Origin of the sequence: Leptolyngbya sp. Heron Island J (assembly GCF_000482245.1) — a bacterium.
Lineage (GTDB): Bacteria > Cyanobacteriota > Cyanobacteriia > Phormidesmidales > Phormidesmidaceae > Leptothoe.
This window is the reverse complement of sequence record NZ_AWNH01000038.1, coordinates 1-26,994: the sequence shown is the minus strand read 5'-3', so window position 1 is coordinate 26,994 and position 26,994 is coordinate 1. Positions and strand designations below refer to the sequence as shown.

Sequence of the window (26,994 nt, the reverse complement as noted above, 5' to 3'; positions counted from 1 at the left end):
AGGAATATGGTCAATACACCTGTCGATATCAACCAGGTAAAACAATCAGCTGCCACCGGACATTTTCGTTCCATCGCCCTGTGGCTAAATCATCTGCTAGTCCCCCAGTCTATCTATGCTCAAGTTCAAACCGATCAATACCCAGGCTACTTACAGGTTTTAGTTGAGTTTGAACGACCTCCTAAAAAGGACGTTTTAATCCGGCTAGTTTGCAATCGTCTGTGCCGGTTAGAATCCAACATCATTCGTGGCGTTTATTTGGTAGGGCGTTTAATTGGTACCAGTCAACCCCTATGGCAGCAGCGTGTCCGGTTGACTCAGCGTCAACAGCCAGCCCAAAAGCCGGTAGACAATAATGAGCCAGCGTCGTCAGTAACGACAACTACCCCGGTGGCTGAAAGTTCAACGCCTGCTGTTAGTGCTCAGCCCACCACTCCCCAGACCGACACCATTACGGCGGCTACCTATCGCAGCGAGGTGCTTAAAGCAGTTCCGTCGTATTTGATTCCACGAGAAACCAATGCGCAAGAGCGCCGCCGCCGCCAAAACCGGGCTGTTGCTCCCTTTCCAATCGTCCAAATTCGCCCGGCCAATATTGATAAAAATCAAACGTCGAAGCAGCGACGTCTCAATCGTCGTCGGCTGGCACCCAAGGAAACGATTGAGCAGCAATTCAAGTACATGAGAGCCTTCGTTGTTACCGGCTCTGCTGCAGCTGCCTTTATCTTGGGCTGTGTGACTGAGGCCGTTTTATCGCAACGAGGTCAAGTTGCCCGTAAAGAAGCATCACCTTCTTTACCGACCTTCACAAATAATGGCGGGTGGCGTACCCTGAGCGATGTGGAAACCCAAGAAATTGACTATCGATCAGCTAGACGTGGCTCAGCGGTGCCTGCTGCCCTTGAATCGGTGGCAGTGATGCCCCACCAGCCGAGTAGCGATCCTCAAGACCCCACCGTCACTCTGCTGTTTGGTGGAGAAGTTCCAGTCGGGGATGTGCCATTACAGACCCCCGATGCTGTTGAGCAAGTATTGGGGGGCTTAGAGGTATTTCAAGCAGCGGATATTGCCATGATTGGCCTGGGCAATTCTCTGGCGACTGCCGATACCTCCCTACAAGAAAATTACTTTGATCGGTCTCGCCCTGATGCGGCTGATGCTCTGCTGAGAGGTGGTATTGACATTGTGGGGCTGACTGGAGACCAAACGATGGCCTTTGGCCGTCAAGGTCTGATCGAAACTCTAGAAACCTTAGATAGTGCAGGTATTTACCGTGTAGGCGCTGGTCGTAATCGTCAAGAAGCTCGTCGTCCAGAGGTTTTAGAGGTTAAGGGGCAGCGCATCGCATACTTAAGCTATGCGCCGGATAGTGATGACGTAGCTACGTTAGGGCGAGCCGGTCTAAATATTCAGGAGCGAGACGGCATTATTGAGGATATTGCTGCTTTGCGGGAGGGTGTGGATTGGATTGTTGTTAACTATCGGTGGTACGGCGACTTAGAAGCCGAGCCTAGCGATCAGCAAGTTAAGCTGTCTCGATCTGCCATTGATGCCGGAGCCGATTTGGTGGTCGGTTATCATCCTCGGCAGCTGCAAGGAGCAGAACTCTATAAATCACGCCCAATTGTGTATTCCTTAGGGGATTTTATCTTTGAGGATGCGCCCCTGGATGATCACGATACGGCGGCACTACGAGTGTCCTTGCGAGATCAACAGATGAAGGTTGAGTTTCTGCCTGTGAGCGTCAGGGAAGCTCGACCAAAAGCGGCTAATGGGGAAACTGCTAAAGCTATTCTTAAGCAAATTCGCCAGGCCTCTGCATCATTATCCTCGCCGCTACATTTTCCAACCATCCTAGATGCGACTTCTCCGCGAGACCCTCTCCTCAAACCCGAAAAGCCAGCAACTCCTCTAAGAACCTTGGGTGAGCTAGAGCCAGCTCCCTTAAATGTGCCTACCTATGAAACTCCGGCTATTCCTAATGAGGGCTTTGTTCCTAACCCGGCAGGATTGGACTCAGGTACCTTTGACAACTTTACCCCTGAGTCAGAAAGCCTTGAGTTAGACACTTTTGAAGATTTTATTCCCGAATCAGAAGGTCTTGAATTAGCTCCCCTAGAGGCAGCTCCCTCTGCATCAGAAGAGTCTGAGTTTGACCCTCAAGGCACGTTTGACCCCCGTGGTTTTGAGGCAGAGAGTTGGAATGATGCCCTCCCAGCAGCACCTGCAGACAGTCAACTTCCAGAGCAGTTTGGCGGTTCTCTGGACAGCTTTAATACACAACCTGATCTACCCAACATAGATGGGAGTAGTCCTCAAGATGGTTGGGGGACATTTGAGCCCGAGAAACCAATGTCTGCCCCAAAGCTTGATGGTAATCGCCTTGATGACGAGACGGGGTTAGAGGCTTGGCCAGAGCCAAGTGATGACATCCTGGTGCCTACGGAGCAGCCTTTAGACGGGTATGACACATTAGAGGACTGGGGCCAAAAGTCGTCTCCTCACAAAGAATTTAACCCTATTCAAGAGCGTCTCAATAGTCTGGATGCACTACCTTTAGAACCATCAATTGGTTTGCCTACGGCTGTTCCTGATGCTGATAGTGAAACGGCTGAGGATAGTCGCTCAGAGGATGGCGCTATTTCTCCCCATGATGAGCCGCTAGTGGGCCCCCTGGGTTGATGTCTGTCAACTCTGAGGTTGTTGAATAGCTGAAATGAGTTCCTGTGTGGCAGCTGATGTCAGGGTGATTAAAAAGCTACCTGTTCTCATTTCTAGGCTCGGTGGCTGACTCAAGTTTTTATTGAGTTTTGTATATATTGTTCATGGTCATTTCACTGGGCTCCGATGTATCGGTAGAGCCTGTGGTCGTGCTAAATAAAATTTTTTCTTGGCAGCAAAGGTTGAATTGATTACTCTTGAAAGCCTTTCCTAAATGGGTTTTAAGCTCTGAGATTTTGTTCTCGATAGTACGTAAGAACTCCGTATTATCCCTGTTTTTGATACAAGGGGTTTACCACTTCGTTAAAGATTCAGGTATACTTTTATTTTCCAGCTGGATCCTTGTAGAAATCTTAAAAACTAGGGTAACCGCGTAGCTTTTTGAGACAAAAGACACATTCTAGAGCCGTTTTATACTGAAACCTTTCAGAGGCTTGGAAGAAAGAACGTAGGCAGGTCAATAAATCTATGGACCTGCCGTTGATGTTGTAATCTTTGTGAGATTTATAACCACTATGGGAAGGGCAGGAAAAGCACTAAAGCATGTACTTACTCAGTACGGAATTAGTCAAAATCGTTTAGCTGTAACAATGGGCGTTGCCCGTTCAACGGTAAATCAATGGGTAAATGAAGTTAGCGATCCACTGGCAGATTCTGTGCCAGAAATTATCGTTGCTCTAGAAACCTTAGAGCCATCAGCGGCTAGCATCTTTCTCAGCATGTATCTGGAACGTGGTGCTGAGGCGACAATTGATCGTTAATTCTCTTCTTTGTTATGGCGTTAGCTGACCAAAACTATTGCTAACGCGCTACGGGATCCAGATAGGATTAATGCCAGTAAAGGGAAATGTCTGAGGTTCAATTGGCTGCGGTCTTTTATTAAGTCGATCATCTGTAGTTTGGTAGAGCGGTAGCAATCTGAGTTTTGAGCTTGCGATCGCAATCCCATCAGCCAAAACCACCGAGTTGTCTCCACCCGGTGTTGTTTCATCAAATAGCAGAGCCAAACCATCAGGGGCGAGGCTCATGTGAACCGACGGCTGTGGTGGTAATGTCCAAAGTGTTTCTAGATCACCAGTTTCCAGGTTCACTGCTGAGATTGAGGGTTGAACTTGATAGGTATCACTCTCAATTAGTTCACTTGTTAGGCAGAATAACAGTTCACTCGTAGGGTCAAACTGAGCATCTAAAATTGACCCCGTAACATCAAGGAGGGGTTTTTCGTCCCCCTGGCTCGATACCCAAAATAAGGTTTGAGTGTACCGTTTTTCCGGGTCATCTTGATTAAAGCTGACCATGGCAGCTGCAGAGCCATTGTCAGCTACATCCATTACTAATCCATATTGGGGTAAAAAATCTAATGTTTCCCCACTCTGTTCGTCCTGAGCATCATTTAAGGCAATAATCGCTGTTCCTTCTCCCTGCTGTAGCAGTAGCGATTGGCTATCGGGAGCAACCATGAAATCCCCGCCAGGTTCAGTTTCCAATCGACGGGGCTCTTGCTCTTGGCTAACGACCCAAGGCCCAAAATCACCAGGATTATTACGATTAACCCGCTGTACCACGATGGTTTCTCCATCGGGTGATAGGTCAAACTTGAGGTTTTGATAATCGTCGCTGTCTAAGATAGTCTCAATCTGACCGCTTTCCGCGCTTGAGCTGTCTCCTATGCCAGTAGTGACAGTATAGAGACGCTGGTCTTGCTGATTGGTTTGCCCCGTTTCTATGGCGGCAAATAGGATGCGATTGCCTTGCGAATAGGGCCTGTAGTCCATGACAGTCCAGCCCTCTGGTGTGAGAGCCGTTTTTGACTGATCACTGAGGCTATAGAGCATCAGTCGTCCTTGGTTTTCTCCTTCCATACCGATGTAGGCAAAGGCCCGCTCACGGGTCTGGAAGGTTTCCTCAAAGGGCACAAATGTACCTGTCGGCCCACTAAAACGGTCTCTGGCTTGGGTGAGGTTGACCGTGAACTCATTGCCGTAGGGGGCTGGTAAATCAAGGGTATAGGCCATCCGCCGTCCAGCCCAGCTAAATCGGCCTGGCAGTGGTGGGTCGATGGTCAGATTTTGCTCAACGCTAGCTTGATCCATGGGGCGGCTAAACGTTAGCAGAAAAGCGGTATCGGTCGCTCCAATCTGCCGATCTTTCCACGTAAAGTTCCGGACCCTGACAGCGGCGGGACCCCCTAGCAAAACCATAGCGCTAATTACGATCGCAAGCAGCACCATCAAGGCTTGCGCTAAGCGATCAAGGGGTTGACGATGAGAGGTAGTCATTGGAAAACCTAGCTAGTACTCGTAGGGGTTACGGGGTTCAGGAATCGTTTCAATCCGTTTGGGTTCAATGGTGAGCTGACGTTGACCATCAATGGTCGCTGTTACTACTTCCCCTTCAATTTCCAACCAACTGTCTGGGGCATAAGCCTGGCGTGAGACGGCTAGCTGTACTGGCAAGCCCACTGGATAAGCATCTGCAGCGCAGCAAGTTAAGACAAAGCGCGATATCATCAAGTACTCTTCAGGCCACTCCTGGGGATGAATGACAAACCCTGATACTTTAACTGCTTGGCCGGTGTAAGCATCGGGCTCTGGATAAACATTGAGGGTGCGAATCCAGTCGATGATAGTGCGCTCATCTGATGCAGCCTGTCTGACAAAACGCTGAGGTTGCGATCGCGTCATCGTCAACGTATCAGCCACACCACGCTGGATAGCGGTCTCACTGGCAAATGCTCGGGGCGTATAGATAAACCCCAGTACAGCTACCCCCAGTAGAATCAGGCTGCTGAGCTGAGGTGGCAGGAGGGTGGTGTGGCTAGGAGGCGGTTGCACCCGCTTTGGTCGTCGTCCCTGAACCAGCTTAAAGATGGCCATACCAAGCAGTACGATAGCAGCGCTATTCGCCAGCCACATATAGTCTGGATGCAGCAGCAAAAATATCTTGCCAGTAATCCAATACCTAAACAGCGTCAGACTCCAGGCACCGAGTACCAAAACATCTAACCAATTGGTGCGAAACCAAGGGATCTTGGGAGAACGACTTTGGCGATTCGCCCTACCTGACTTTTTAGCCGATCTAGCTGACATAAAGATTCATAAATAAGGTCAGAATAAAGCACATCTGTGCAGCCAGAGCAAAAATATAAATAATTGCCCTGGGCTTAAATAGCGTCATCAGCAAGCCAATGTTCTTCAGATCAATCATTGGCCCAAATACAAGGAAGGCTAACTGGGCTCCTGTTGTAAACGTAGAGGCAAATGAAAGAGCAAAAAATGAATCCACCGTTGAACAAATCGAGACGACGGCTGCCAACAGCATCATCGCCAAAATAGAGGTAATAAAGTTTTGCCCCAGCGTTAAGATCCAATCCCTGGGTATAGCTACCTGTACAAACGCGGCAATAGCACTACCCAGAATCAAAACTGCTCCGAGTTCCTTCAGCTCTTGAATCATATTTTCAACCACGAGCTGCAGCTTCACTGATACAGGCTGCTCGGGAGTCTGGCTGAGGATGGCAGTTGGATCATCTAGCTGTAGAGCTGCTCCGTCGGTTTGCAATAGAAATGTACCTGAGCGTAGCAATGGATTCACCGGCTCAACTCGACGTACTTTTGGCATTTGTCTTGCCACTGACGATTGCAAAATGGGTCGCATGTCTGGCTGACGACTAAAAACCCAAGCAATGGTGACGGCAATGATCAACGTAAAGATGACCCGCAAAAAAACAATTTCTGGCTGATCGCGAAAGGCTACCCAGGTCGCCCAAAAAACAACGGGATTAATGGTTGGTGCTGCCAGTAAAAAACCTACAGCCACTGAGGAGGGAGCCCCTTGAACAATCAGTCGCCGGGCCACAGGCACATTTCCACATTCACATACCGGAAAAAAGACACCCATGAGGCTGCCTGCTATGGCTCCTAACAGAGGGGTCTTTGGCAACAGCTTAATCAGGGTCCGCTCATCGACAAAAAACAGAAGCAAGCTTGAGAACGCTACACCAATGAGCAGAAATGGAATAGCCTCTACCAGCAGACTAAAGAAAAGCGTGAGGCCGTTGCTCAGTTGTTCCATAGATATGCAAACGTTAGACGTCTATCGCTGACCAGCTATTCTACAGGAAATGAATTAGCTGCCACGGTTTTGTTAGAAAGCCATGGGCTATTGTTTTCAATTCTGTTGATATATGGCATAAAAACTGGGGCAACATATTTACCATAGAGACACTTTGCTAACGCTGATATTTCCGGAAAAACAGACATCTACGTCAGATCCGGGGTCACGCTGTCGGTCTTGGTATGCGCCAGTATAGCGAAATTGACCCGCTTCCAGGCTGGATTGGGTAGGTAGAGGCTGAGTACAAACCGCACAAAAAACAATTTCAGGCTCAGGGGCAGACGGTGCTACGGACGGTAAATTAACGTTCCAAAACTGTCCTGGTTCAAGAGGTTTATCCATTAAAATAGCGAGCACTCGCGCTGTACGGTGAGCGGCAATCTGCCAGTCAATAGACATATGTCTGGACTTGTAATGGGAAATTGCTATGGCCGGTACCCTGAGCAGGGTTGCTTCTCGTACAGCGGCCACGGTCCCAGAAACATACGTATCAGCCCCAAGATTACCGCCATCATTGATGCCGGAGATGACCCAATTTAGCTGGGGATAGAGGTGATGGGCGACCCGAGTGCAGTCGGCGGGGGTACCGCTAATGGCATAGCGTTGCTCTGTCTGCTGTTTGACTGAGATCGCGCCGCCCCGATTAATCTGATGGCTGCAGCCGGAAAGGTGTTGATCGGGGGCAACAATACCGATGCTGGTTCTCCCAGTCGGAAGCTGGGTAGTGGCATCATATAAGGCTTGAATGCCAGGCGCATCAATGCCGTCATCGTTGGTAAGGACAATAGTAGAAGTAGTCACAAAATCGCTTCGCCTGAAAACACCAGGACAGCAGGACCTGTCATATAAATATGATTATCCGATGCAGACCATTCAATGTGTAAAGGTCCGCCGGGTAGTTCAACGGTGGCAGCGCGATCTCACTTGCCATTGAGGACTGCTGCCACCAAAGACGCACAAGCCCCTGTGCCACAAGCTAGTGTCGGTCCGGCCCCCCGTTCCCACACCAGCATTTTGAGATAATCGGAGCGGACTACCTGAATAAATTCGGCATTAATCCGCTGGGGAAACACCTGATGCTGTTCAAACAGTGGTCCAATTTCCGCTAGCGGAACGTTTGCCGTATCGTCCACAAATGTAATGCAGTGGGGATTGCCCATACTGACACAGGTAACCCGATAGGCTTTGTCGGCCACCGTCAGGGGGGAATCAATGATTTTTTGGTCAGCAACGGCTAGGGTGCTAGGAATTTCCCCTGCTAACAGCCTTGGCTCTCCCATATCCACCGTGATTTGGCCATCGGGCTGCAGTGTCGGCACAATCAGCCCTGCCAGGGTGTGGATTTTGTAGCTATGGGGAGCTTGGGGCGGTTGGCTAGCCTCAGTCTCTAGGGCCTCTAGATATTTCGCCATACAGCGAATGCCGTTACCGCACATCTCCGGTTCTGAGCCATCGGAGTTAAAGATGCGCATGGTGTAGTCGGCATCCTGTTCGCCGGGTAAGGCAAAGATCACGCCGTCGGCACCAATGCCAAAGTTGCGATCGCACAGCTCAATGGCTTGGGCAGGGGTCAGCAACGGCAACGTCTGCTGCCGATTGTCTACCAAAATAAAATCGTTACCGAGTCCGTGATACTTGCTAAAGGAAAGCCCCATGGTGTGCAGGAATCAGAAAAGAGTTGAAATAATGCGTCAATAGCTTACCGAAAGTAGTATACCGGGTACGTTATTACTGTTTTATCCGAGACCGCTATGGCTACTGAATTTGACACAGGTTTACCCAGCACCCGTCAACTACAAATGCTCATCCGTGACCAACAAACCCTTGAAATCAAACTACTGACGGGAGACGTATTTAGCGGCGTCATTGTTTGGCAGGATGCTCAAGCAATTTGTCTGAGCGTTGATGGCCAGACAGTACTCACTATGCGAGCGGCTCTGGCGTATATCAAAATCACGGGCTAGTGTCAGCCTATCAGGATTAATACCATATACCTGTGATACAACGGGGTCTCTCGATTGAGAGGCCTCATCTTTGCAGTGTAATTTGGTTTTTCCCTTCAAGATTTTCGTGAGATTGAATCGTCTCAAATGATCACCCTTGTAGGTTTCTGCAGTAAGTATTTTATAGAGAGCTATATCAAGGAATTTAATCAAATAATTTTGTTATTTGTTTTTATGTTTTTTGGTTTTTACTGCGTAGTAATTTGTATCTTAATTGCTGACTCTTTAGAGTTTTTTGCTGCAAGTTAACCCAAATTAAATTTCTCTGATTTGGAACTCTCTTTAAGGCTTTTATTGGCAGGTTTGATAGCTTTTTCATCTATTTTTGTTGGTAGGTTGCTTGAGGTTTTAAGCAGTTAATGTGTTTGCTAAGTGACGCTCGGGCACAATAAAGCCGAAGTGGTTTCTGGGGATAATTTCTCAATTTCTAACCAGGACTGCTAGTTGCTGATAACGCAAACAACCTAATTAATTAGGTTGTTTGTATGTTCCATTGTCGCCATCTTTCATGGCTTTTGGAACGCTCCTGAATCAAGGTGATGGGGCTATAATGTCAGACTGTTTTTAGGACTTTTAATATAGTTATTTCACTATATTGTTAAGTCAAAAACGGTCGACCGGTGCTCATGTGCATTTAGCATTCAGCAACATCTAAAACTGTTTACAGAGATATGCAACGGAGCCATTTGACAGGATGAGCAGTATTGAAAAAATTGTTGAACAAGCGTTGCAGGATGGTTATTTAACCCCTGCGATGGAAGCGGAAGTGGGTCGCATTTGCGACACGGCATCTGAGCTTTCCATTGAGGAATATATGGCCCTTGATCGCCTCATGGGATCACTCCTGACTGGCGAGGTTGTTGCTGTTCCGCGCAAGCAGTTTATTAATGTAATGGAGGAACTAGTCCTCACAGAAGCCATTGCACGGGTTGCGGAAATTGAGGCCAGTAACGACTGTAGTCTCGATTTAGGGGATATTGCGGCATATGCACTTAATCGGCTGCCTCCCCTGTATGCCACTACTGAAGAAGGCGCTGCGTATCAGCGAGATAAAGCCCGTGAAGAGCTGTCTGGCATGATTGCTGATCAGGTGAAGGATGCCATCTCGAATAGCTTGAATCGTCCTGACTTCTTCCCTGAGCGTGAAGGGATTAAGCGTTCTAGTGATGGCTTCCTGGGTCAAATGAATGATCTGCTGAAAGACTACGCCCATAAATTTGAGCCTGTTGCTCAAGCTGCCTAAAGGCTCGGATTGGGGTTGCAGGTTGGGCTTTAGAGATTGCTAAGGGATACAAAGACGCAAAGCAAAGGCGTTGCTAAATTTAGCAACGCCTTTTTTGACTGAGCTAGGGACACATAGATGTAGGTGCCCACGGCCACTGCACTGACGGCAGCAATACTATAAGGGTCGATATGTTCGATAGTTGATACTGGGGAAGATATTGTCGATCTTCTCAACTTTTTCCAGCCAGCCAGAGTCGATTTTGCCGGCTAAGATGTCTTCTCGCAGTTTGTCAAACCGCAATAGATGGGAGCGGGTTCGGCGTACTGCATAAGGCACCATCGTTCCAGTACGCATGATGAAGGCCCAGTCTGAGGATTGGGCGAGTAGTAACTCCCGTGCTGCCTGGTTGAGAGCCCGCCACTCTAGCTCATCAACCGGCTCACGACGGGCCAAATCAATCATCCGCTCTGCGGCTTTGTGCAAATGAGGATAAATCCAGGCATTGGTTTCATTTAACCAATACTCATGAAACCCTTTATAGCCCCAACTGGACTGAGATGGACGACAGACCTGCTGGGTAGGATTGTTCCGTAGATAATCGGCCAGGTGAGTCATCTCATAGGTGTCTTGGTCGTACCAGGTTTTGCGGAATAGATAGTCGATAAACCAGGGACCTTCATACCACCAGTGACCAAACAGCTCGGCGTCATACGGGGAAATGACGATGGGCTTGCGCTGCATCATGCCGTTAAGGTTAGCAATCTGCTGACCCCGGTTATACATAAAATTACCGGCATGTTCGGCCGCCTTTTCCCGAGCCCAGTAGGGGTCGTACCATTCCTTGTCAGATAACCCCAGGTTTTTGCCAGTAATTTTGTGATACTTGATGCCTACGTTTTTGCGCTGGCCGTTAGGCATCACATAGGGCTTGATGTAGTCATACTCTGCATCCCAACCCAGGTCACGATAAAATTCGCGATATTCTGATGCGCCTGGATATCCTACCTTTGAAGACCATACTTGTTGAGAGGACTCGTGGTCACGGCCAAAGGCGGCAACCCCCGTTTCTGTATAAATCGGGGCATAGGCTCCAAACCGGGGACGGGGACGAGCATAGAGAATACCATGACCGTCAGTGAGGAAGTATCGTAGCCCCACATCGGCCACCATGCGCTCAAGACCTTCGTAGTAGGCACATTCCGGTAGCCAAATACCGGTGGGCGGGCGACCAAAGTTTTCCTCATGGCTTTCTACGGCTACCTTGAGCTGTGCCCACACTGCTTCAGGGTACATTTTCATCAGCGGCAGATAGCCATGGGTTGCACCGCAGGTGATGATATCTAGATTATTACTATCGACATACTGCTTAAAGGCGGCGACTAAATCCCCTTTATTGTCTTCCCAGACCTGACGGGTGTGATTAAATTCGTTGGCATAATATCCCGCCAGGTACTTCAGGTGGCCGGTATGCTCGTTCCGCTCAATTTCCTTTTCGGTTAGTTCCTCTAGGTTGGTCAGGTGTTCGTCGTAGCGTTCCTGCAGCAGTGGGTCCTTGAGCATCGACACTAGTGGGGGTGTCATACTCATGGTCATTTTAAAGTCGATGCCATCCCGCTTGAGACCATCAAACATGGTCAACAAAGGAATATAAGTTTCGGTAATTGCCTCAAACAGCCACTCTTCTTCTAAAACAAAATCACTCTCTGGGTGCCGAACGAAGGGTAGGTGGGCGTGAAGCACCAGAGCAAGATATCCGAGAGACATAGGGCAACCTTTTATTGGAAAGTGAGCATCTTATGGAAACTTCTAGGCTGGTCTGAACCCTTTGAACGTAAGCTTCGAAAATTAAGGCTTTGAAAACGTTACTTAGGTCAAGGCGTCGGACCATCGTCAAGAAAACCCGAATAAGAACCAACCGTGACGATACAGCGATCGCAAATCAAATCTTTACACTAATTTAAGCATCTCCTGAGCCGGGTAGAGCAAATGAAATCAGCCTGAGTGGGAATCCTTTCCCCCCTATAGCTGAGCTCTACTGTAAGTCTGAGAAGTAAACCGCTGCAGTAGCGATTATGTCTTTTTGTAAATGCACTACTTGACTGTTTATGCTAACAGCTACTGGTCGGTTTGTTGTACTTGGCTCAGCTGCTCTTCTAGCTGAGCCACTTGTTTCTGTAGCTGCTTTAGGGTGCGATGCATCTCGGGCAGACGGTTGTAAATGGCTGATGATTTTAGATAGGTGCGATAGGGGCTAGCTGGAATACCCATCATGATGCTGCCGGGGGAGACACTACTGTGTAATCCTGCTTTAGACCCGGCTTGAGCGCCTTTGCCAATTTTGGTATTGTTGGCCACGCCAACCTGGCCGCCCAAAACCACTAAAGATTCTAGCTCTACACCCCCTGCTAAGCCGACCTGGGCGGCCAGGATGCAATTATCAGCAAGTTCACAGTTGTGGGCAACATGGACTAGATTATCTAGCTTGCTATTACGACCAATCCGGGTTTCACCTACGGCGGGTCGATCGATGGCTGTATTACAGCCGATTTCGACGTGCTCTTCTAATATGACAATGCCAGACTGATGCATCTTTTCCCATCCCTGGGCAGTGGGGACAAAACCAAATCCCTCGGAGCCAATGACGGCACCCGCGTGGATCACACAGTGGGCTCCTATTTGTGCCCGTTCATGAATGACACAGCTGGCATGGAGGGTAGTGCTGTTGCCAATGTGGGCTTGAGGATAGACCACTACCTGGGGATGAATGCAAACGTCATTACCGATGGTGGCTCCGGCGTGAATCACAGCGTAGGGGCCAATGGCGACGTTTTTACCAATAGTGGCTGTGGGGTCAATAATGGCGCTGGGGTGAATGCCTGGTGGCAGCTGGAAAGGTTGGTAGAAAAGTGCGATCGCACGGGCAAACCCTAATCTGGGTTCTGGAGTGCTCACCCAGGCGATGCCCCGCTCTGTGGCTTGAGTCTGCAGCGACTCATCCATGGGCAAAATGAGGGCTGTATTAGCGGTTTGCTCAATGTAGGGGGCAAACTTTTGGCCCTCAACATAGCTGAGGGTGCCAGGCTGTGAGTCTTGGACTGCGGTTACCCCGACAATGTCGGGATTCAGGTCTGGCTGAGACTCTAAGCTAGATGCCTCAGCAATGCCTAACTGCTCTACGATCTCGCTAAATCTCATGGATGCCTCGTTTGCTCACTGACGTCTCAGTTTGTCATTGTCCCAGGTGGTGGGCACTGCCTGTCTGATTAGACTTTTTCCAGAAAAGCTACGCATTCAACATGAGCGGTTTGGGGGAAGAAATCGGCAGGCTGAACCCTGTTGAGAGTGTATCCTCTGCTACATAGAATCTTGAGGTCACGGGCCAGGGTCGCTGGGTTACAGCTCATGTAGACGATACGGCCAGGGGTAATCTTGACTAAAGCTTCTAATACGTTGCGATCGCAGCCCTTACGGGGTGGATCTAATACAGCAACGTCAATGGGAGCAGATTGCTGAGTGCTCACCTCCAGCAACAAGTGCTCGACCGCCCCAGCAAAAAAATCGGTATTGTGTAATCCGTTTAGTGCTGCATTTTGCCGAGCCTGAGCCACCGCCTCAGCCTGAACCTCGATACCGATACAACGTTGCGATCGCTGGGCCAGGGGCAATGACAAAGTACCGATACCGCAGTAGGCATCAATCACAGTTTCGTTACCTTGCAAGTCTAGCTGAGCCAAAATCGACTTTACCAGCTTTTCTGCTTGCACCGTATTCACCTGAAAAAACGTGGTGGACTGAATGTGTAACCTCAGCCCAAGAAAGACTTCTTCCAAATATGGTTGACCTGCCAAACAACGAGTCTCATCACCAAATACCCGATTTGTCCGCTCTGGGTTGATGTTAAGACACACACCTACCAAATCCGTATGTTCAGATAGCCACTGGTCAGCTTGCTCTTTAATATCCGGTAGATAGCCTGTGGTCACCAATGTTAACAATGCTTGTCCCGTATGCTGTCCTATCCGTAGCCCAAGGTGTCGTAACCGCCCCTGGTGCTTTTTCTCGTTATAAAGACTCCACCCCCGTTCCTGAATTGCCACTTTAGCGCTCACCAGCAGCGGATTGAGCGTCTCATGCTGGATTGGACACTGATTTAAGTTCACAATCTGATGAGTGCCCTGACGGTAGTACCCCGCCTTGACTGTACCTTCGCTCCCACGCGCCAGTGGATAGGTCACCTTATTGCGATATCCCAGAGGCTGTGTCGTCCCTAAAATTGGCTGCATGGGAATGCTCTCAAAGCCCCCAATGCGTTGTAGCGCCGACTCAATTTGCAATTCTTTAGCCTGCAACTGTCTCGGGTAAGCAACTGCTTGCCAATGGCAGCCCCCACACTTGTCAGCCACGATGCAGGCAGGGCGTATCCGATCCGGAGATGCCTCCAGAAGATTCAGCTGTTTGCCATAGCCATAAGTAGGCTTAACTCGCGTTAGACGTACTTGCAGCTTGTCTCCTGGCACTGTATTAGCGACAAATACAACTCGATCTTGCCAGCGCCCCACGCCATCACCGCTATTACTCAAGTCATCAATTGTCAGGTCGATCACCTGTCCCTGTTGCCACTGATGCACATTTACTGATGGAGTCATGGGGCTACTTGCTCAAGCGATCAAATGACATTTGCTACGAATAGGCTTCTAAATTCTATGGCAAGCACCTAAGAACGTGATAACCATCACCGGGGCCAATTAATGGACTTAAGCTTTGTAAACTCTCTTAACATGGCTCTCAGGCAAGGTCACATGACCAGTTATTATTCAAAGGACAAATAATCCTTTTGACAGGGAAAACTAAATACTTCCTTGTGTGCCCTAGAGTCGTTACACTGTAGTTATTACGAGTCACCGCATTCAATAAGCTATGTCTGTTGTCAGCCAAGTAATCCTCAATGCAGATGATGAGCTGCGCTATCCTACCAGCGGCGAGCTCAAGGGTATTCAAGATTTTTTGCAAACAGGTCCTCAGCGTCTCACAATCGCTCAAAAACTGGCCGAAAATGAGAAGAAGGTTGTAGACCAGGCCAGTAAGGCTCTATGGCGTCGGCGTCCTGACTTCATTGCACCAGGAGGGAATGCCTATGGCCAGAAACAGAGAGCCCTTTGCCTGCGTGACTATGGTTGGTACTTACGCTTGATAACCTATGGCATCATTGCAGGTGATAAAGACCCAATTGAAAGCATTGGTCTGGTAGGTGTCCGTGAAATGTACAATGCCCTTGATGTGCCAGTACCTGGCATGGTTGCTGCTATTGAATGCCTTAAAGATGCATCTCTGGCATTACTAACTGAAGCTGAGGCCGCTGAGGCCGCTCCTTATTTTGATTACATCATTCAAGCTATGGCTGGGTAGTCATTACCTTTAGGTAGGTGGCTCAGTCACTAGTTGGGTGGTCTTAAAATGGAATTGTAGAGCGGGAAGTACATTTGATCGTGCTCTCCGCTTTATTTTAGGTATGCTAAGGGCGCTGTCGAAAATAGTGTCCACATGGTGTCTGTCAAGCAGAATGGTCAAGACTGCAAGTTAGGCACAGTGGTGAAGTCAAATTCTCACTGTGACTATGTTGTGCAGCTACATACAGATAGGGATGTGATAGAACCACCAAAAGTTAGTGATTATGGCTTTGGACAGTTTGTCACATTAGAGACAGAGAAACAGCATTGGGCTGTGGGCATTGTCTATAACTCACAGCTATTTAACCCTGCTTTTTTAAACAGTGGCCCTCAGCTGACAGGAGTGCCTGATCCGTTGTTTACTCCCGACCTCATTCAAGAGACAAAAACTCTGCTCAATGTAGTGCTGGTCGGCAGCTTAGTGCACAAAGGCAAACAAACCTATGGCCAACATGGAATTCCGCGTCATGTGGTGCCTGTGAATACACCGGTTTATCGGATGGATGCCAAACGCCGCCATCAGTTTCACCTCAGCGCTGACAACCGGCCTCAGTTCAAATATTACGGACATCTTCTCAACTGTGGTGGCACCTTTGCCAATCAGCTGACTCAGCAGGTATTGACTGAATTGGGAGACTCAGGACTCTTCTCGGATGCCGATCAGCGAGCCTTGCAAGTCTTATGCAAAGAGCTGACTTGGAAAAATACGCTAGGAGCTATGGGATAGGGTTTTAAGACCGTTTAATGTCAAGACTTGCAGACATTTGTGATCCAAATCAAGAAAAATGTGATCAAATGTGATCAAAATCACAGGTCAACGATGACTCAGATCGCCATCAGCCTCCGGTAAATTCAGCATACTAAGGATGACTCAACTCTAGCCGAGTCATCTACAGGGAACACACAACCAGCCGATAGGACTCGCGGGAGTTCTGTCGGTTTTTTTTTAATGTGAGTAAGCATTAGGCACTGGCCGTGCCTGCCTGATAGCTAGGGGAATAACTGTATCTGTTCTGACTAGGACACGCTAGATTCACCAAAGACGGTTTAAAATCAACCCTTGTCCACCCCTGTCAACTCCTCCCTATTAATGTCTACGACCGTACCCACCTCAATTCCGTGTTCTGCCGAAGAAATTGCCTCTGAAGGCTTAAAAACGGGCGAATATGATGAAATTGTCCAACGTTTAGGACGGCATCCCAATCGGGCTGAGCTGGGTATGTTCGGGGTGATGTGGTCAGAGCACTGTTGTTATAAGAACTCTCGGCCCCTGCTTAAGCAGTTTCCGACGGAAGGACCAAGAATCCTAGTGGGGCCTGGGGAAAACGCTGGTGTTGTAGATGTCGGCCACGGTCAGCGCTTGGTATTTAAAATTGAGTCCCACAACCATCCGTCGGCGGTAGAACCGTTTCAGGGGGCTGCTACAGGGGTGGGTGGCATTTTACGCGACATCTTCACCATGGGAGCCCGTCCCATAGCCGCGCTCAATGCTCTGCGTTTTGGTGCCCTAGATGATCCGAACACACGGCGGATCTTTGCTGGGGTGGTTTCAGGGATTTCCCACTATGGCAACTGTTTTGGTGTTCCCACAGTTGGTGGAGAAATCTACTTTGATCCGGCCTATGCTGGCAATCCCCTGGTTAATGCCATGGCTATCGGTCTGATGGAAACCGAGGAGATTGTGAAATCTGGGGCATCGGGCATCGGTAATCCAGTGCTTTATGTGGGGTCTACCACCGGACGCGACGGCATGGGTGGGGCAAGCTTTGCTAGTGCCGAGCTAACAGACGAGTCAGAGGCTGATCGCCCAGCCGTACAGGTAGGCGATCCATTTTTAGAAAAGTCTTTGGTTGAAGCGTGTCTAGAGGCATTTAAAACCGGCGCTGTTGTGGCTGCTCAGGATATGGGCGCTGCCGGTATTACCTGCTCCACGTCTGAGATGGCAGTGAATGGCGGTGTTGGCATTGAATTAGACCTGGATAAAATCCCCGTGCGGGAGACGGGCATGGTGCCCTATGAGTATCTGCTCTCCGAGTCCCAAGAGCGTATGTTATTTGTGGGTGAAAAAGGCCGTGAACAGGAGCTGATCGAGATTTTTGAGCGTTGGGGGCTCCATGCTGTGGTTGCCGGTGAGGTAATCGAAGAACCCATTGTGCGGATTTTATTTCAAGGTGGGGTGGCAGCTGAGGTGCCGGCATCTGCCCTGGCGGATAATACGCCGCTGTATGAGCGCGAGATTCTATCAGAGCCCCCAGCCTATGCTCAAACTGCCTGGAGCTGGCAAGAGAGCGATTTGCCGGATGATTCCTTAGTTGGTGTCAACGGTCAATCTTGGAATAATGTCATGCTGGCGCTGCTGGGTACGCCCACCATTGCTTCAAAACAGTGGGTATATCACCAATATGATCATCAGGTACAAAACAACACGGTAATGCTGCCAGGTGGTGCCGACGCAGCGATTTTACGATTACGCCCCCTAGAGGGAGATGACGGTAGCAGTAGTAACTCGGGTGTGGCGGCCACTACGGATTGTAATCCTCGCTATGTCTATCTCAACCCCTATGAGGGAGGCTTGGCGGCAGTGGCAGAGGCGGCTCGTAACCTGAGCTGTGTCGGTGCTGAACCGATTGCGGTAACTGATAACTTGAACTTTGGTAGTCCTGAGAAGCCTGTGGGCTATTGGCAGCTGGCTGAGGCTTGTCGGGGGCTAGCGGATGGCTGTCGTGCCTTTGATACGCCAGTCACGGGTGGGAATGTGTCGCTTTATAACGAAACTGTTGATGGTGAAGGGCAGCCTCAGCCTATCTATCCCACGCCAGTAGTTGGCATGGTCGGTGTAATCGATGATTTGGATCAGATTTGTGGTCAAAGCTGGCAAAATCCTGGAGACCAGATTTATTTGCTGGGAACGCCTCTAGGGGAGAGTGCTGCCGGTGAGGTGACTCTGGGGGCATCAGAATATCTAAAAGTAGTTCATAACCAAGTCGCAGGCCGCCCTCCAAAGGTGAATATTGACTTGGAGTTAAAGGTTCAGGCTGCTTGCCGCTATGGTATTCGCCAGGGATGGATTACAGCAGCTCATGATTGTGCTGAAGGGGGAGTTGCGATCGCACTTGCCGAATCTTCTATTGGTGGTAACCTAGGCGCAATCATTACATTGCTAAAGACTACCCAACGTTACGATACCCTCTTATTTGGCGAAGGTGGTGCCCGTATTCTCGTTACTGTAATGCCGACCCACCAAGCCCAGTGGGAAAACTACCTGCGCGACCAGCTACAGGACCAATGGGCCAATATTGGTACAGTCACTAAGGCTGATACGCCGTTGACAATCCAGGGGCCTGAGCAACAGCCCTTGATCAATCTAGACGTTGCCACTATGGCCGATAGCTGGCGCTACGCCATAGAAAAAGCTCTCAATGCTTAACAACATAGATTGATCTAGCGAATCAGCCCTCGCAAATAACTTCGAGTGCTAGGATCAGGGTGATTAAGAAAGTATTAAGCTCACTCCCCTCAAGCATCGACCCGGTTTGCTAGCCGACAGTGTCTTGAGTTGTAAGTATTCAGTTGCTTCTTTTTGCTGTCATTACCCCTAAGTGGACTCAAGATGCCTGTTCCCACTAAGACTTTTGCTCACACTTCTACCGTGGATGTTCACCCTGACAAACCAGAAGAAGCCTGTGGTGTATTTGCCGTTTTTTCACCCAAAGACGATGTTGCGACACTAACGTATTTTGGTCTGTATGCTTTGCAGCATCGTGGGCAAGAATCAGCTGGTATAGCTACATTTGATCATGGTAGCCTCAATGTTCACAAAGATATGGGGCTAGTCTCTCAGGTCTTTGATGAAGAGGTACTGCAGCGTCTCCCTGGACAATGGGCTGTTGGGCATACTCGTTATTCCACTACGGGTTCAAGTCGTGTCGCCAATGCCCAACCCGCCGTATTATCTACCCGATTGGGAGATATGGCCCTCGCCCACAATGGCAATGTAGTCAATGCTGCTGAGCTACGCGAAAAATTGCTCAAGCGTAACCATACACTGCTTACCACCACTGATACTGAACTCATAGCATTGTTGATGGCTGATGCCGTTAATGACGGCAAAGACTGGATTGAGGCAGCGATTGACGCCTGTAAGCAGTGTGAAGGAGCATTTAGTCTGACTATTGCCACCCCTGAAGGTATTCTGGCGATTCGAGATCCTAACGGTATTCGTCCGTTAGTGCTGGGATACTTTGGTGGCGATGACCCTAAAAATGGACCTGGTCAATATGCCGTTGCGTCTGAAACCTGTGGTTTAGATATTGTTAACGCCCACCATATTCGTGATGTACAACCGGGCGAACTGATCTGGATTAGTGAAGCAGGTATCAAGTCCTTGCAGTGGGCTCAACCGCAACGCCGTCTATGCATTTTCGAGATGGTCTACTTTGCCAGACCTGATAGCGTATACCATGGCGAGAGTTTATACAGCTATCGTAAACGTCTGGGTAATATTTTGGCTCAAGAATCCCCAGCCGATGTGGACCTGATTATGCCAGTTCCTGATTCTGGAATTCCTGCTGCAATTGGATTTGCTGAAGCGTCTGGCATCCCCTATGCAGAAGGATTAATCAAAAATCGCTATGTTGGGCGCACATTTATTCAGCCAACCCAGTTGATGCGCGAAGCGGGCATCCGCATTAAGTTAAACCCCTTGAGAGATGTATTGGAAGGGAAGCGAATTTTGTTAGTGGACGACTCAATTGTCAGGGGAACCACTAGTCGAAAAATTGTTAAAGCTTTGCGAGATGCAGGGGCTACCGAAGTTCATATGCGGATTTCATCGCCACCGGTCACCCACCCCTGCTTTTATGGCATTGATACAGACAGCCAGTCGCAACTCATTGCCGCAACAAAATCTGTAGAAGAAATCGAAGCTCAAATTGGTGTAGATACGCTGGCATATCTAAGCTGGCAAGGCATGCTACAGGCTACCCAGCAAGATACTGAAACATTCTGCTCCGCCTGCTTTACAGGAGATTACCCTGTCGAGATTCCTGAAATGTTCAAGCGCTCTAAACTCATGCTAGAGAAAACTCCGGTCAAGGCTTGAGCCACCAGCATTCAAATATTGACATAGCTCAGCCACTTGGCAGCAAGATAGTCATCTTGAATTTTGGATAATTATTGTCAATAACCTCAAGGACTTCAAAACTAGTCGAATAGTGTTCTGAGACAGCATGTACAGACATCTATATCCATAGTGATACAACCAGGCGATAGAGTTCAAATTCTATATCCCGAGTATGCCGTTGGTGAAACTGGTGTTGTTTTGGAGCAAGAAACGCTTCAAGATGGCTCGAAAACAGGTTACTGGCTTGTTCGCACTGATGACAAGGATATGATTTTGGCTCTATTACCTCAGGAAATGAAGGTTTTGAGTTCATAAAAAAGGCCCCGCAACTGCGGGGCCTTTTTTGTTAGAGTACTAGACTCTCAAACTTAGAAGCTGAAGGTGGAACGAATTACACCAAAGATATTCTCATCACCGTCGTCAGGATCAGAGAAGAGAACTGCAGGAGTTAAGCTCCAGAACTCGTTAACTTCGATGCTGTAGTAACCTTCAACGGCGAGGTTATCGTCAAAGTCTTCACCAATGTAGGCACCAGCGGAGCTACCAGTCCCAAGGAAGTCAGTGAAGGCAACACCACCCATCCAGCTCTCATCGCCGTCTTGGTCAGCAAAATAACCACCAACTTCGAAGCCACCGAAGTCAAGATTTAGTAGACCAGCAATAATGCCATCAGTACCATTGCCATCACCTTCTTCACCATCCATATAAGTGACAGCAGCGTCAATCAAACCATCGCTTAAATAGTTCAACTGAACGATGTACTCATATTCGTCAAAGATACCTTTAGTTGAATCTTGACCTCTGCCAGTCGCGTAACCAGCGTCCAGAATGATGTTGTCAGTGAAGGCAACGTTGAAGCCAACGCCCAGCGATTCACCACCAATATTGAGCTGATCGTAGAAGATGGGGCCACCGAAGTCACCAACGCTAGGACCATCAAAGGGAACGATAGTGCTAGTTACGAAGTCGTCGGAAACGGTGCTGTTAGCAGAAATGATCGCAGAAATGCGACTACCGATGGGGAAGGAGTAGTAAACGTCGTCAAGACCAAGGTTGTCCTCGGAACCATCCTGAGGACCACTTTGGCTAGCTAGACCACCAGGGAAACCAGCATTGACCGCGCTGTTATCATTGCGATCGCTAGCCTGTAGACGAATACGCAAACGGTCTTCACCAGTGAAACTGGTATCAAAGTTCAAACGAGCACGATACTCAAAGGTAGGTTCGTCTGTATCTTCTAGATCATTACCATCTAGATCATCACCAGTTTCAAAAGGAACTACCAAGTGGGCATCCAATTGACCTTTCAACTTGGTAGTTGTGGAGAACTGGTTAGCTTCAAGCTCAGCTACATCAGCTTCTAGAGTGTCAACACGACCACGGATAGTTGCTAGCTCAGCAGCAAACTCTTCCTGCAAACGACGAATAGTCTCTAGATCGTCAGGGCTACCACCATCAATCAGCTGAACGATTACGTCCAAACAAGCATTCAAACCAGCGGCAAACTCATAACGAGTCATGGCGCGATTACCGCGGAAGGAACGATCGGGGTATCCTTCAATACAGCCATATTCTTCTACCAGGCGCTGCAGTGCAGTGTAGGCCCAGTCAGAAGGCAGAACGTCAGACAGCTCAGAAACGCTAGTAACCTGAGCTAGCTGAATGGAGTCAGAGTTGCTTAGAGCATCAACGCTGACAGTTTCAGCGGCAATACCAGTGCTGGACAGGACAGTACCAACTACAAAAGGGCTAGCCAATAAGGCATTCCACAGATTAGACATTATTCAGTTATCCTCACACCTTAGAAAACAGACTGAAAACCAGCAAAACTGCTGAAAAACTCAGACCATTAAACACATAGAAAGAGCAAAAATGCATATAAAAATACGCAAGAATTACTCTTGATGACATGCTAGCAGATCCTTTCAGGAAGAACCAGTAGGCACAAGAATATTCAATTGACTAATCATAGGTCAATTGAATGGGCCTGGTTCAGGCTGCCACCATGGCATATGGTCCTCTACTCAATTAAACTTTTTCTCTGAATTGTGACAGTTACTTTGCTGACCCAGTGTGAATAGATGGGTTTTCAGAGGAGAGTTTTAAGATATTTAGCTTTCTAAGGCATGAAATTCTGCATAGAGAGTAAACGAGTGCTCATCTACATCTCTACACAGAAGTTGATCGTCTATGTGTGTTTCTAAGGCGTTATGAGAATTAGGCATGGGTTCTGATGATAATTTAGAGCCCCATGCACAACATCTAAGAAGATGTCCTAGAACTTGAATCTGGAACGGATAGCGCCATACCAAGACTCATCACCAGTGGCATCAAACTGGCCGTAGATGACAGCAGGAGTCAGAGTCCAGTACTCGTTGATCTGCATGGAGTAGTATGCTTCTGCAGTCTCATCATCATTGAAGTCCTCAACGTAATAGACACCAGCAGCGTTACCAGTACCTAACAGGTTGGACACAGCTACACCGGCCTGCCAGCTTTCATCGCCATCTTGGTCAGCGTAGTAACCACCAATCTGGAAGCCTCCGAAGTCAAGGCTTAGTAAACCAGCAATGATGCCGTCAGCGCCGTTACCATCGCCACTTTCGCCATCCATGTAGGTTACAGCAGCGTCGATCAGGCCATCGCTTAAGTAATTTAATTGAACGAGGTACTCATACTCGTCAAAAATACCCTTGTCTGCATCCTGACCCTGGCTAGTTGCATAACCAGCGTCCAGAATCAGGCTGTCAGTTAGAGCAATGTTGAAACCAGCTGCAAAAGACTGTCCACCAAGGCCTAGCTGATCGTAGAACATGGGACCACCGTAATCAGCAACGGAAGGGCCGTCAAAAGGCACAATAGTGCTAGTTACAAAGTCATCCGAAACAATGCTGTTGGCGGCAATAATAGCGGAAACACGGCTACCGATGGGAAAGCTGTAGTACACATCATCGATCCTAACATCGTCGACGAAACCACCAGAACCAGCTGCAGCGAACCCACCGGGAGCTCCACTCAGAGCATTATTAGCATCACCAAACTGAAGACGAGTACGCAAGCGGTCCTCACCTGTAAAGCTAGTATCCAAGTTCAAACGAGTTCGATACTGGAAGGTGGGTTCATCTAGATCCCCAGGTCCATCAAAAGGAACGACCAGGTGAGCATCCAACTGCCCCTTCAACTTAGTTGTTGTAGAGAACTGGTTAGCTTCTAACTCAGCAACATCAGCTTCTAGAGTGTCAACGCGACCACGGATAGTTGCCAACTCAGCAGCAAACTCTTCCTGCAGACGACGAATAGTATCTAGATCGTCAGGGGAAGCATCAATCAGCTGAACAACTACATCCAAGCAAGCATTCAAACCAGCGGCAAACTCATAACGAGTCATGGCGCGATTACCGCGGAAAGAACGATCGGGGTAACCCTCGATACAACCATACTCTTCTACCAGGCGCTGCAGTGCAGTGTAAGCCCAGTCAGAAGGTAGAACGTCAGACAGCTCAGAAACGCTTGTAACCTGAGCTAGCTGAATGGAGTCAGAGTTGCTTAGAGCATCAACGCTGACAGTCTCGGCAGCTTCTGCAGCAATATTGGAACTAGAAAAAACTGCACCTAAAAGCAGTGGGCCAGCCATTACGGCTTTCCAAAGATTGGTCATTATTTATTATTCCTCACACCTAATTGATGAGATAAACAGCAATTCTTTGAAAAGAAAGGCTATTAATTAAAAAATCTCAAAAACAAGCTATCAGAGGATTCTGAGAGCTTTCCGTGTGTTTTTATACAAAATTTAATTCTATTTTAATCTGCATTTAATGTGATTTTAATGTGTTTAAATGAATACTATTTTTTCGGAGAAAATCTATTTATTCATGATTTCTATGTAGGTTTTGCATCATTTCTGAATGCACATTTTGTGTTTCTATTTGGTGCCTTAATTTTTGTTTTTTGGTCCTTGTTCTGTTTTTTGAATGATTTTTATGTAGATTTTGCATAATTTGAAAATGCATTTTATATGTATTTAGTTGGTATGAAGAGCTACGTTGTTGTTATTTGAGATTTTCTGTGTTTTTGTCTGAGTGAATCGTTGATGGATGAATGTGAGAGACGATAAATGAATGTGCTGATTAGCTGAAACCTTTATTTGGGTTTCAATAGAGGGTTGCTTGTTGTTAAAAATGGTCATTCATTTACTAGGGGTGGATAGAGTTTTTTTAAGGCCACAGAAAATTTTGATCAATCACATTGCGTGATTGATCAATGATGCTGAGTTGCAAAGATGTTGTTAGGAAACCTGGTTGGCTTCTGACTTCTATTTGGGGATAGATCTTCGTAACGGCAAGAAATCGCTACTGAAGATTAACCCTGTATCATCTTGGAGATACCCAGACGTCGGGATATGGTTTGTTCGAACCAAGGTGACCCGCTATATTTATGAGTCCGTTATGTTGAGAGGACTTCTTCCAGGTACTTAGGTGGTTAAGTTTGGGTTTATTGCCATGCTGGCAAGAGTGCCCCGTACTAAATATGTCAAAGGTCCTCCCCTATTCATAGGGGAGGACCTTTGACATAAAAATCTTGAGTCGGTATGCAGCCGTTATGACAAGGCTGATAGCGTTTTTGCCATGGCAAAGTCTTGCTGAGTAAGGCCTCCTGCATCGTGGGTAGTAAGGCTTATGGTTACTCGATTGTAGGAAATGGAAATATCAGGATGGTGGCCAGCCGTTTCAGCCGGTTCTACTACTTTATTAATGTAGGCAATTGCTTCAATAAAGTCTTTAAAGGTCAAGATCATTTGAATTGATTTACCTTCAAGGGTCCAGTCGGGCAATGTGTCGAGGCGAGCCTGGATTTCGTTAGGGCTGAGAAGTGTTGGCATCTGTAGGTAGCGATGGTTGCGCTGTCAGAAATAATATTAATAATATTAAGTGCCTTTTAAAAAACTATCCGCTCCTATCAGGGAGGTGCCGCAGCAGCCTGAGGATAGGAGCGGTCTAGTGGGGTCTTAGGTTGAAACTAGACTGCCGGAAGGAACTCTAGCTCGTCAGTTTCAAAATATTGAAGCTGGTTCTAAAGAACAGCCCCGGCACACAGCCAGCTCACGTCAACCTGAAGACCCATGCGTATACAGCTACTTTCACTCATGGGCATCACCTCCTTATCCCTAAACGGTTTTTTAATACCAGGAGCACTTAGTGCTGATTGGACTATAGCACAAGTGTAAAAGTCAGTGCATAAAAAAGCCCTCAGTCATGACTGAGAGCTTTTTCTTATACTTCGTGTAATTCCTTACAGGGCGTTACCACGTGGCAGTACCTCTTCGGGGAATACAAACTTCTCGTGGGGCTGGTCCTGAGGAGCCATCCACGCACGAATACCTTCGTTAAGCAGAATGTTCTTGGTGTAGAACGTTTCGAATTCAGGGTCTTCCGCAGCGCGGGTTTCCTGAGAGACAAAGTCGTAAGCTCGCAGGTTGAGTGCGAGACCGACAATGCCAATGGCACTCATCCATAGCCCGGTCACGGGGACGAAGAGCATGAAGAAATGCAACCACCGCTTGTTGGAGAAGGCGATACCAAAAATCTGAGACCAGAAGCGGTTTGCCGTCACCATGGAGTAGGTTTCTTCGGCCTGAGTGGGTTCGAAGGCACGGAAGGTGTTAGCCCCTTCGCCATCTTCAAACAGTGTGTTTTCCACGGTAGCTCCGTGGATGGCACACAAGAGTGCGCCGCCCAGGACACCGGCAACGCCCATCATGTGGAAGGGGTTGAGGGTCCAGTTGTGGAAGCCCTGCAAAAAGAGCAGGAATCGGAAGATGGCGGCCACACCGAAGCTGGGTGCAAAGAACCAGCTGGATTGGCCCAAGGGGTACATCAAGAACACCGACACGAACACGGCGATGGGTGCCGAGAAAGCGATGGCGTTGTAAGGACGCAGGCCGACGAGCCGAGCGACCTCGAACTGCCGGAGCATGAATCCAATCAAGGCGAAGGCACCATGGAGTGCGACAAACGCCCAGAGGCCGCCGATTTGACACCAGCGAACGAAGTCACCTTGAGCCTCAGGCCCCCAGAGCAGGAGCAGGGAGTGGCCCATGCTGTCAGCGGGAGAGGAGACAGCAACTGTCAGAAAGTTAGCGCCTTCGAGATAGGAAGACGCGAGTCCATGGGTATACCAGGACGTAACGAAGGTGGTGCCAGTGAGCCAGCCGCCAATGGCCAAGAAGGCGCAGGGGAACAGCAGCAAACCGGACCAGCCGACGAAGACAAATCTATCGCGCTTGAGCCAGTCATCGACGACGTCGAAGACGCCTCGATTAGCTCCAGCACGGCCCATTGCAATGGTCATCTCAAATCCTCT

At 48.5% G+C, this 26,994-nt stretch carries 20 protein-coding genes; 8 read left to right on the top strand and 12 right to left on the bottom strand.

The window, feature by feature from the left end; all coding sequences use genetic code 11:
- The first annotated feature begins 6 nt into the window (after positions 1–6).
- Together N836_RS73220 and N836_RS0137845 are read left to right on the top strand one after the other, a co-directional pair.
- Entirely contained in the window at positions 7–2,682 is a 2,676-nt protein-coding gene (locus N836_RS73220; protein WP_023072405.1) for a CapA family protein, read from the top strand.
- A 554-nt stretch (positions 2,683–3,236) separates the two neighbouring features.
- Complete coding sequence (locus N836_RS0137845) at positions 3,237–3,482, top strand: helix-turn-helix domain-containing protein (RefSeq protein ID WP_031292580.1); 246 nt, start codon at positions 3,237–3,239, stop codon at positions 3,480–3,482.
- A gap of 48 nt (positions 3,483–3,530) precedes the next feature.
- Here N836_RS0137845 and N836_RS50435 read toward each other — a convergent pair whose 3' ends face one another.
- The 5 genes from N836_RS50435 to dapF all read right to left on the bottom strand — a co-directional run bounded on the left by N836_RS50435 (position 3,531) and on the right by dapF (position 8,492).
- The gene (locus N836_RS50435; protein WP_023072403.1) at positions 3,531–5,000 is read right to left on the bottom strand and encodes a hypothetical protein; all 1,470 of its coding nucleotides are present in this window, start codon (positions 4,998–5,000) and stop codon (positions 3,531–3,533) included.
- Positions 5,001–5,012: 12 nt separating this feature from the next.
- On the bottom strand, positions 5,013–5,810 hold the full coding sequence (locus tag N836_RS50430; RefSeq protein WP_023072402.1) for a TIGR03943 family putative permease subunit: 798 nt from the start codon (positions 5,808–5,810) through the stop codon (positions 5,013–5,015).
- Entirely contained in the window at positions 5,800–6,795 is a 996-nt protein-coding gene (locus N836_RS50425; protein WP_023072401.1) for a permease, read from the bottom strand. The genes N836_RS50430 and N836_RS50425 overlap by 11 nt, the downstream gene beginning before the upstream one ends.
- Positions 6,796–6,933: 138 nt before the next feature.
- The gene (gene surE, locus N836_RS50420) at positions 6,934–7,638 is read right to left on the bottom strand and encodes a 5'/3'-nucleotidase SurE (RefSeq protein WP_023072400.1); all 705 of its coding nucleotides are present in this window, start codon (positions 7,636–7,638) and stop codon (positions 6,934–6,936) included.
- 119 nt (positions 7,639–7,757) lie between these two features.
- Entirely contained in the window at positions 7,758–8,492 is a 735-nt protein-coding gene (dapF, locus tag N836_RS50415; protein ID WP_023072399.1) for a diaminopimelate epimerase, read from the bottom strand.
- Positions 8,493–8,588: 96 nt separating this feature from the next.
- On the opposite strand from dapF, the gene N836_RS50410 reads away from it, so the two are divergent.
- Positions 8,589–8,801, top strand: a complete 213-nt coding sequence (locus tag N836_RS50410; RefSeq protein WP_023072398.1) for an Hfq-related RNA-binding protein — start codon at positions 8,589–8,591, stop codon at positions 8,799–8,801.
- Between the two features lie 733 nt (positions 8,802–9,534).
- Positions 9,535–10,083, top strand: coding sequence for a late competence development ComFB family protein (locus N836_RS50405; RefSeq protein WP_023072397.1), 549 nt, complete (start codon positions 9,535–9,537; stop codon positions 10,081–10,083).
- 156 nt (positions 10,084–10,239) lie between these two features.
- Here N836_RS50405 and N836_RS50400 read toward each other — a convergent pair whose 3' ends face one another.
- The 3 genes from N836_RS50400 to rlmD form a co-directional block, all read right to left on the bottom strand.
- Entirely contained in the window at positions 10,240–11,829 is a 1,590-nt protein-coding gene (locus tag N836_RS50400) for a glycoside hydrolase family 57 protein (protein ID WP_023072396.1), read from the bottom strand.
- Positions 11,830–12,180: 351 nt separating this feature from the next.
- Positions 12,181–13,260 (bottom strand): UDP-3-O-(3-hydroxymyristoyl)glucosamine N-acyltransferase, encoded by a 1,080-nt coding sequence (gene lpxD, locus N836_RS50395; protein ID WP_023072395.1) that lies wholly within the window; start codon positions 13,258–13,260, stop codon positions 12,181–12,183.
- A 68-nt stretch (positions 13,261–13,328) separates the two neighbouring features.
- Positions 13,329–14,711, bottom strand: coding sequence for a 23S rRNA (uracil(1939)-C(5))-methyltransferase RlmD (gene rlmD / locus N836_RS50390; protein WP_023072394.1), 1,383 nt, complete (start codon positions 14,709–14,711; stop codon positions 13,329–13,331).
- A 271-nt stretch (positions 14,712–14,982) separates the two neighbouring features.
- Between rlmD and N836_RS50385 the strand changes: the two genes are divergently transcribed.
- From N836_RS50385 to purF, 4 genes are all read left to right on the top strand, one after another.
- The gene (locus N836_RS50385) at positions 14,983–15,471 is read left to right on the top strand and encodes an allophycocyanin subunit alpha-B (RefSeq protein WP_023072393.1); all 489 of its coding nucleotides are present in this window, start codon (positions 14,983–14,985) and stop codon (positions 15,469–15,471) included.
- Between the two features lie 135 nt (positions 15,472–15,606).
- Entirely contained in the window at positions 15,607–16,239 is a 633-nt protein-coding gene (locus N836_RS50380) for a hypothetical protein (RefSeq protein WP_023072392.1), read from the top strand.
- A 363-nt stretch (positions 16,240–16,602) separates the two neighbouring features.
- Positions 16,603–18,939: a phosphoribosylformylglycinamidine synthase subunit PurL gene (purL, locus tag N836_RS50375; RefSeq protein ID WP_023072391.1), complete on the top strand. Its 2,337-nt coding sequence runs from the start codon at positions 16,603–16,605 to the stop codon at positions 18,937–18,939.
- 183 nt (positions 18,940–19,122) lie between these two features.
- Complete coding sequence (gene purF, locus N836_RS50370) at positions 19,123–20,613, top strand: amidophosphoribosyltransferase (protein WP_023072390.1); 1,491 nt, start codon at positions 19,123–19,125, stop codon at positions 20,611–20,613.
- Between the two features lie 389 nt (positions 20,614–21,002).
- On the opposite strand, the gene N836_RS50360 is transcribed toward purF, so the two are convergent.
- The 4 genes from N836_RS50360 to psbD form a co-directional block, all read right to left on the bottom strand.
- The gene (locus tag N836_RS50360) at positions 21,003–22,415 is read right to left on the bottom strand and encodes an iron uptake porin (protein ID WP_023072388.1); all 1,413 of its coding nucleotides are present in this window, start codon (positions 22,413–22,415) and stop codon (positions 21,003–21,005) included.
- Positions 22,416–22,909: 494 nt separating this feature from the next.
- Positions 22,910–24,292, bottom strand: a complete 1,383-nt coding sequence (locus tag N836_RS50355; protein ID WP_023072387.1) for an iron uptake porin — start codon at positions 24,290–24,292, stop codon at positions 22,910–22,912.
- Between the two features lie 939 nt (positions 24,293–25,231).
- Positions 25,232–25,513, bottom strand: coding sequence for a 4a-hydroxytetrahydrobiopterin dehydratase (locus N836_RS50350; protein ID WP_023072385.1), 282 nt, complete (start codon positions 25,511–25,513; stop codon positions 25,232–25,234).
- A gap of 410 nt (positions 25,514–25,923) precedes the next feature.
- Positions 25,924–26,982: a photosystem II D2 protein (photosystem q(a) protein) gene (gene psbD, locus N836_RS50345; RefSeq protein WP_031292578.1), complete on the bottom strand. Its 1,059-nt coding sequence runs from the start codon at positions 26,980–26,982 to the stop codon at positions 25,924–25,926.
- Positions 26,983–26,994: the final 12 nt, after the last annotated feature.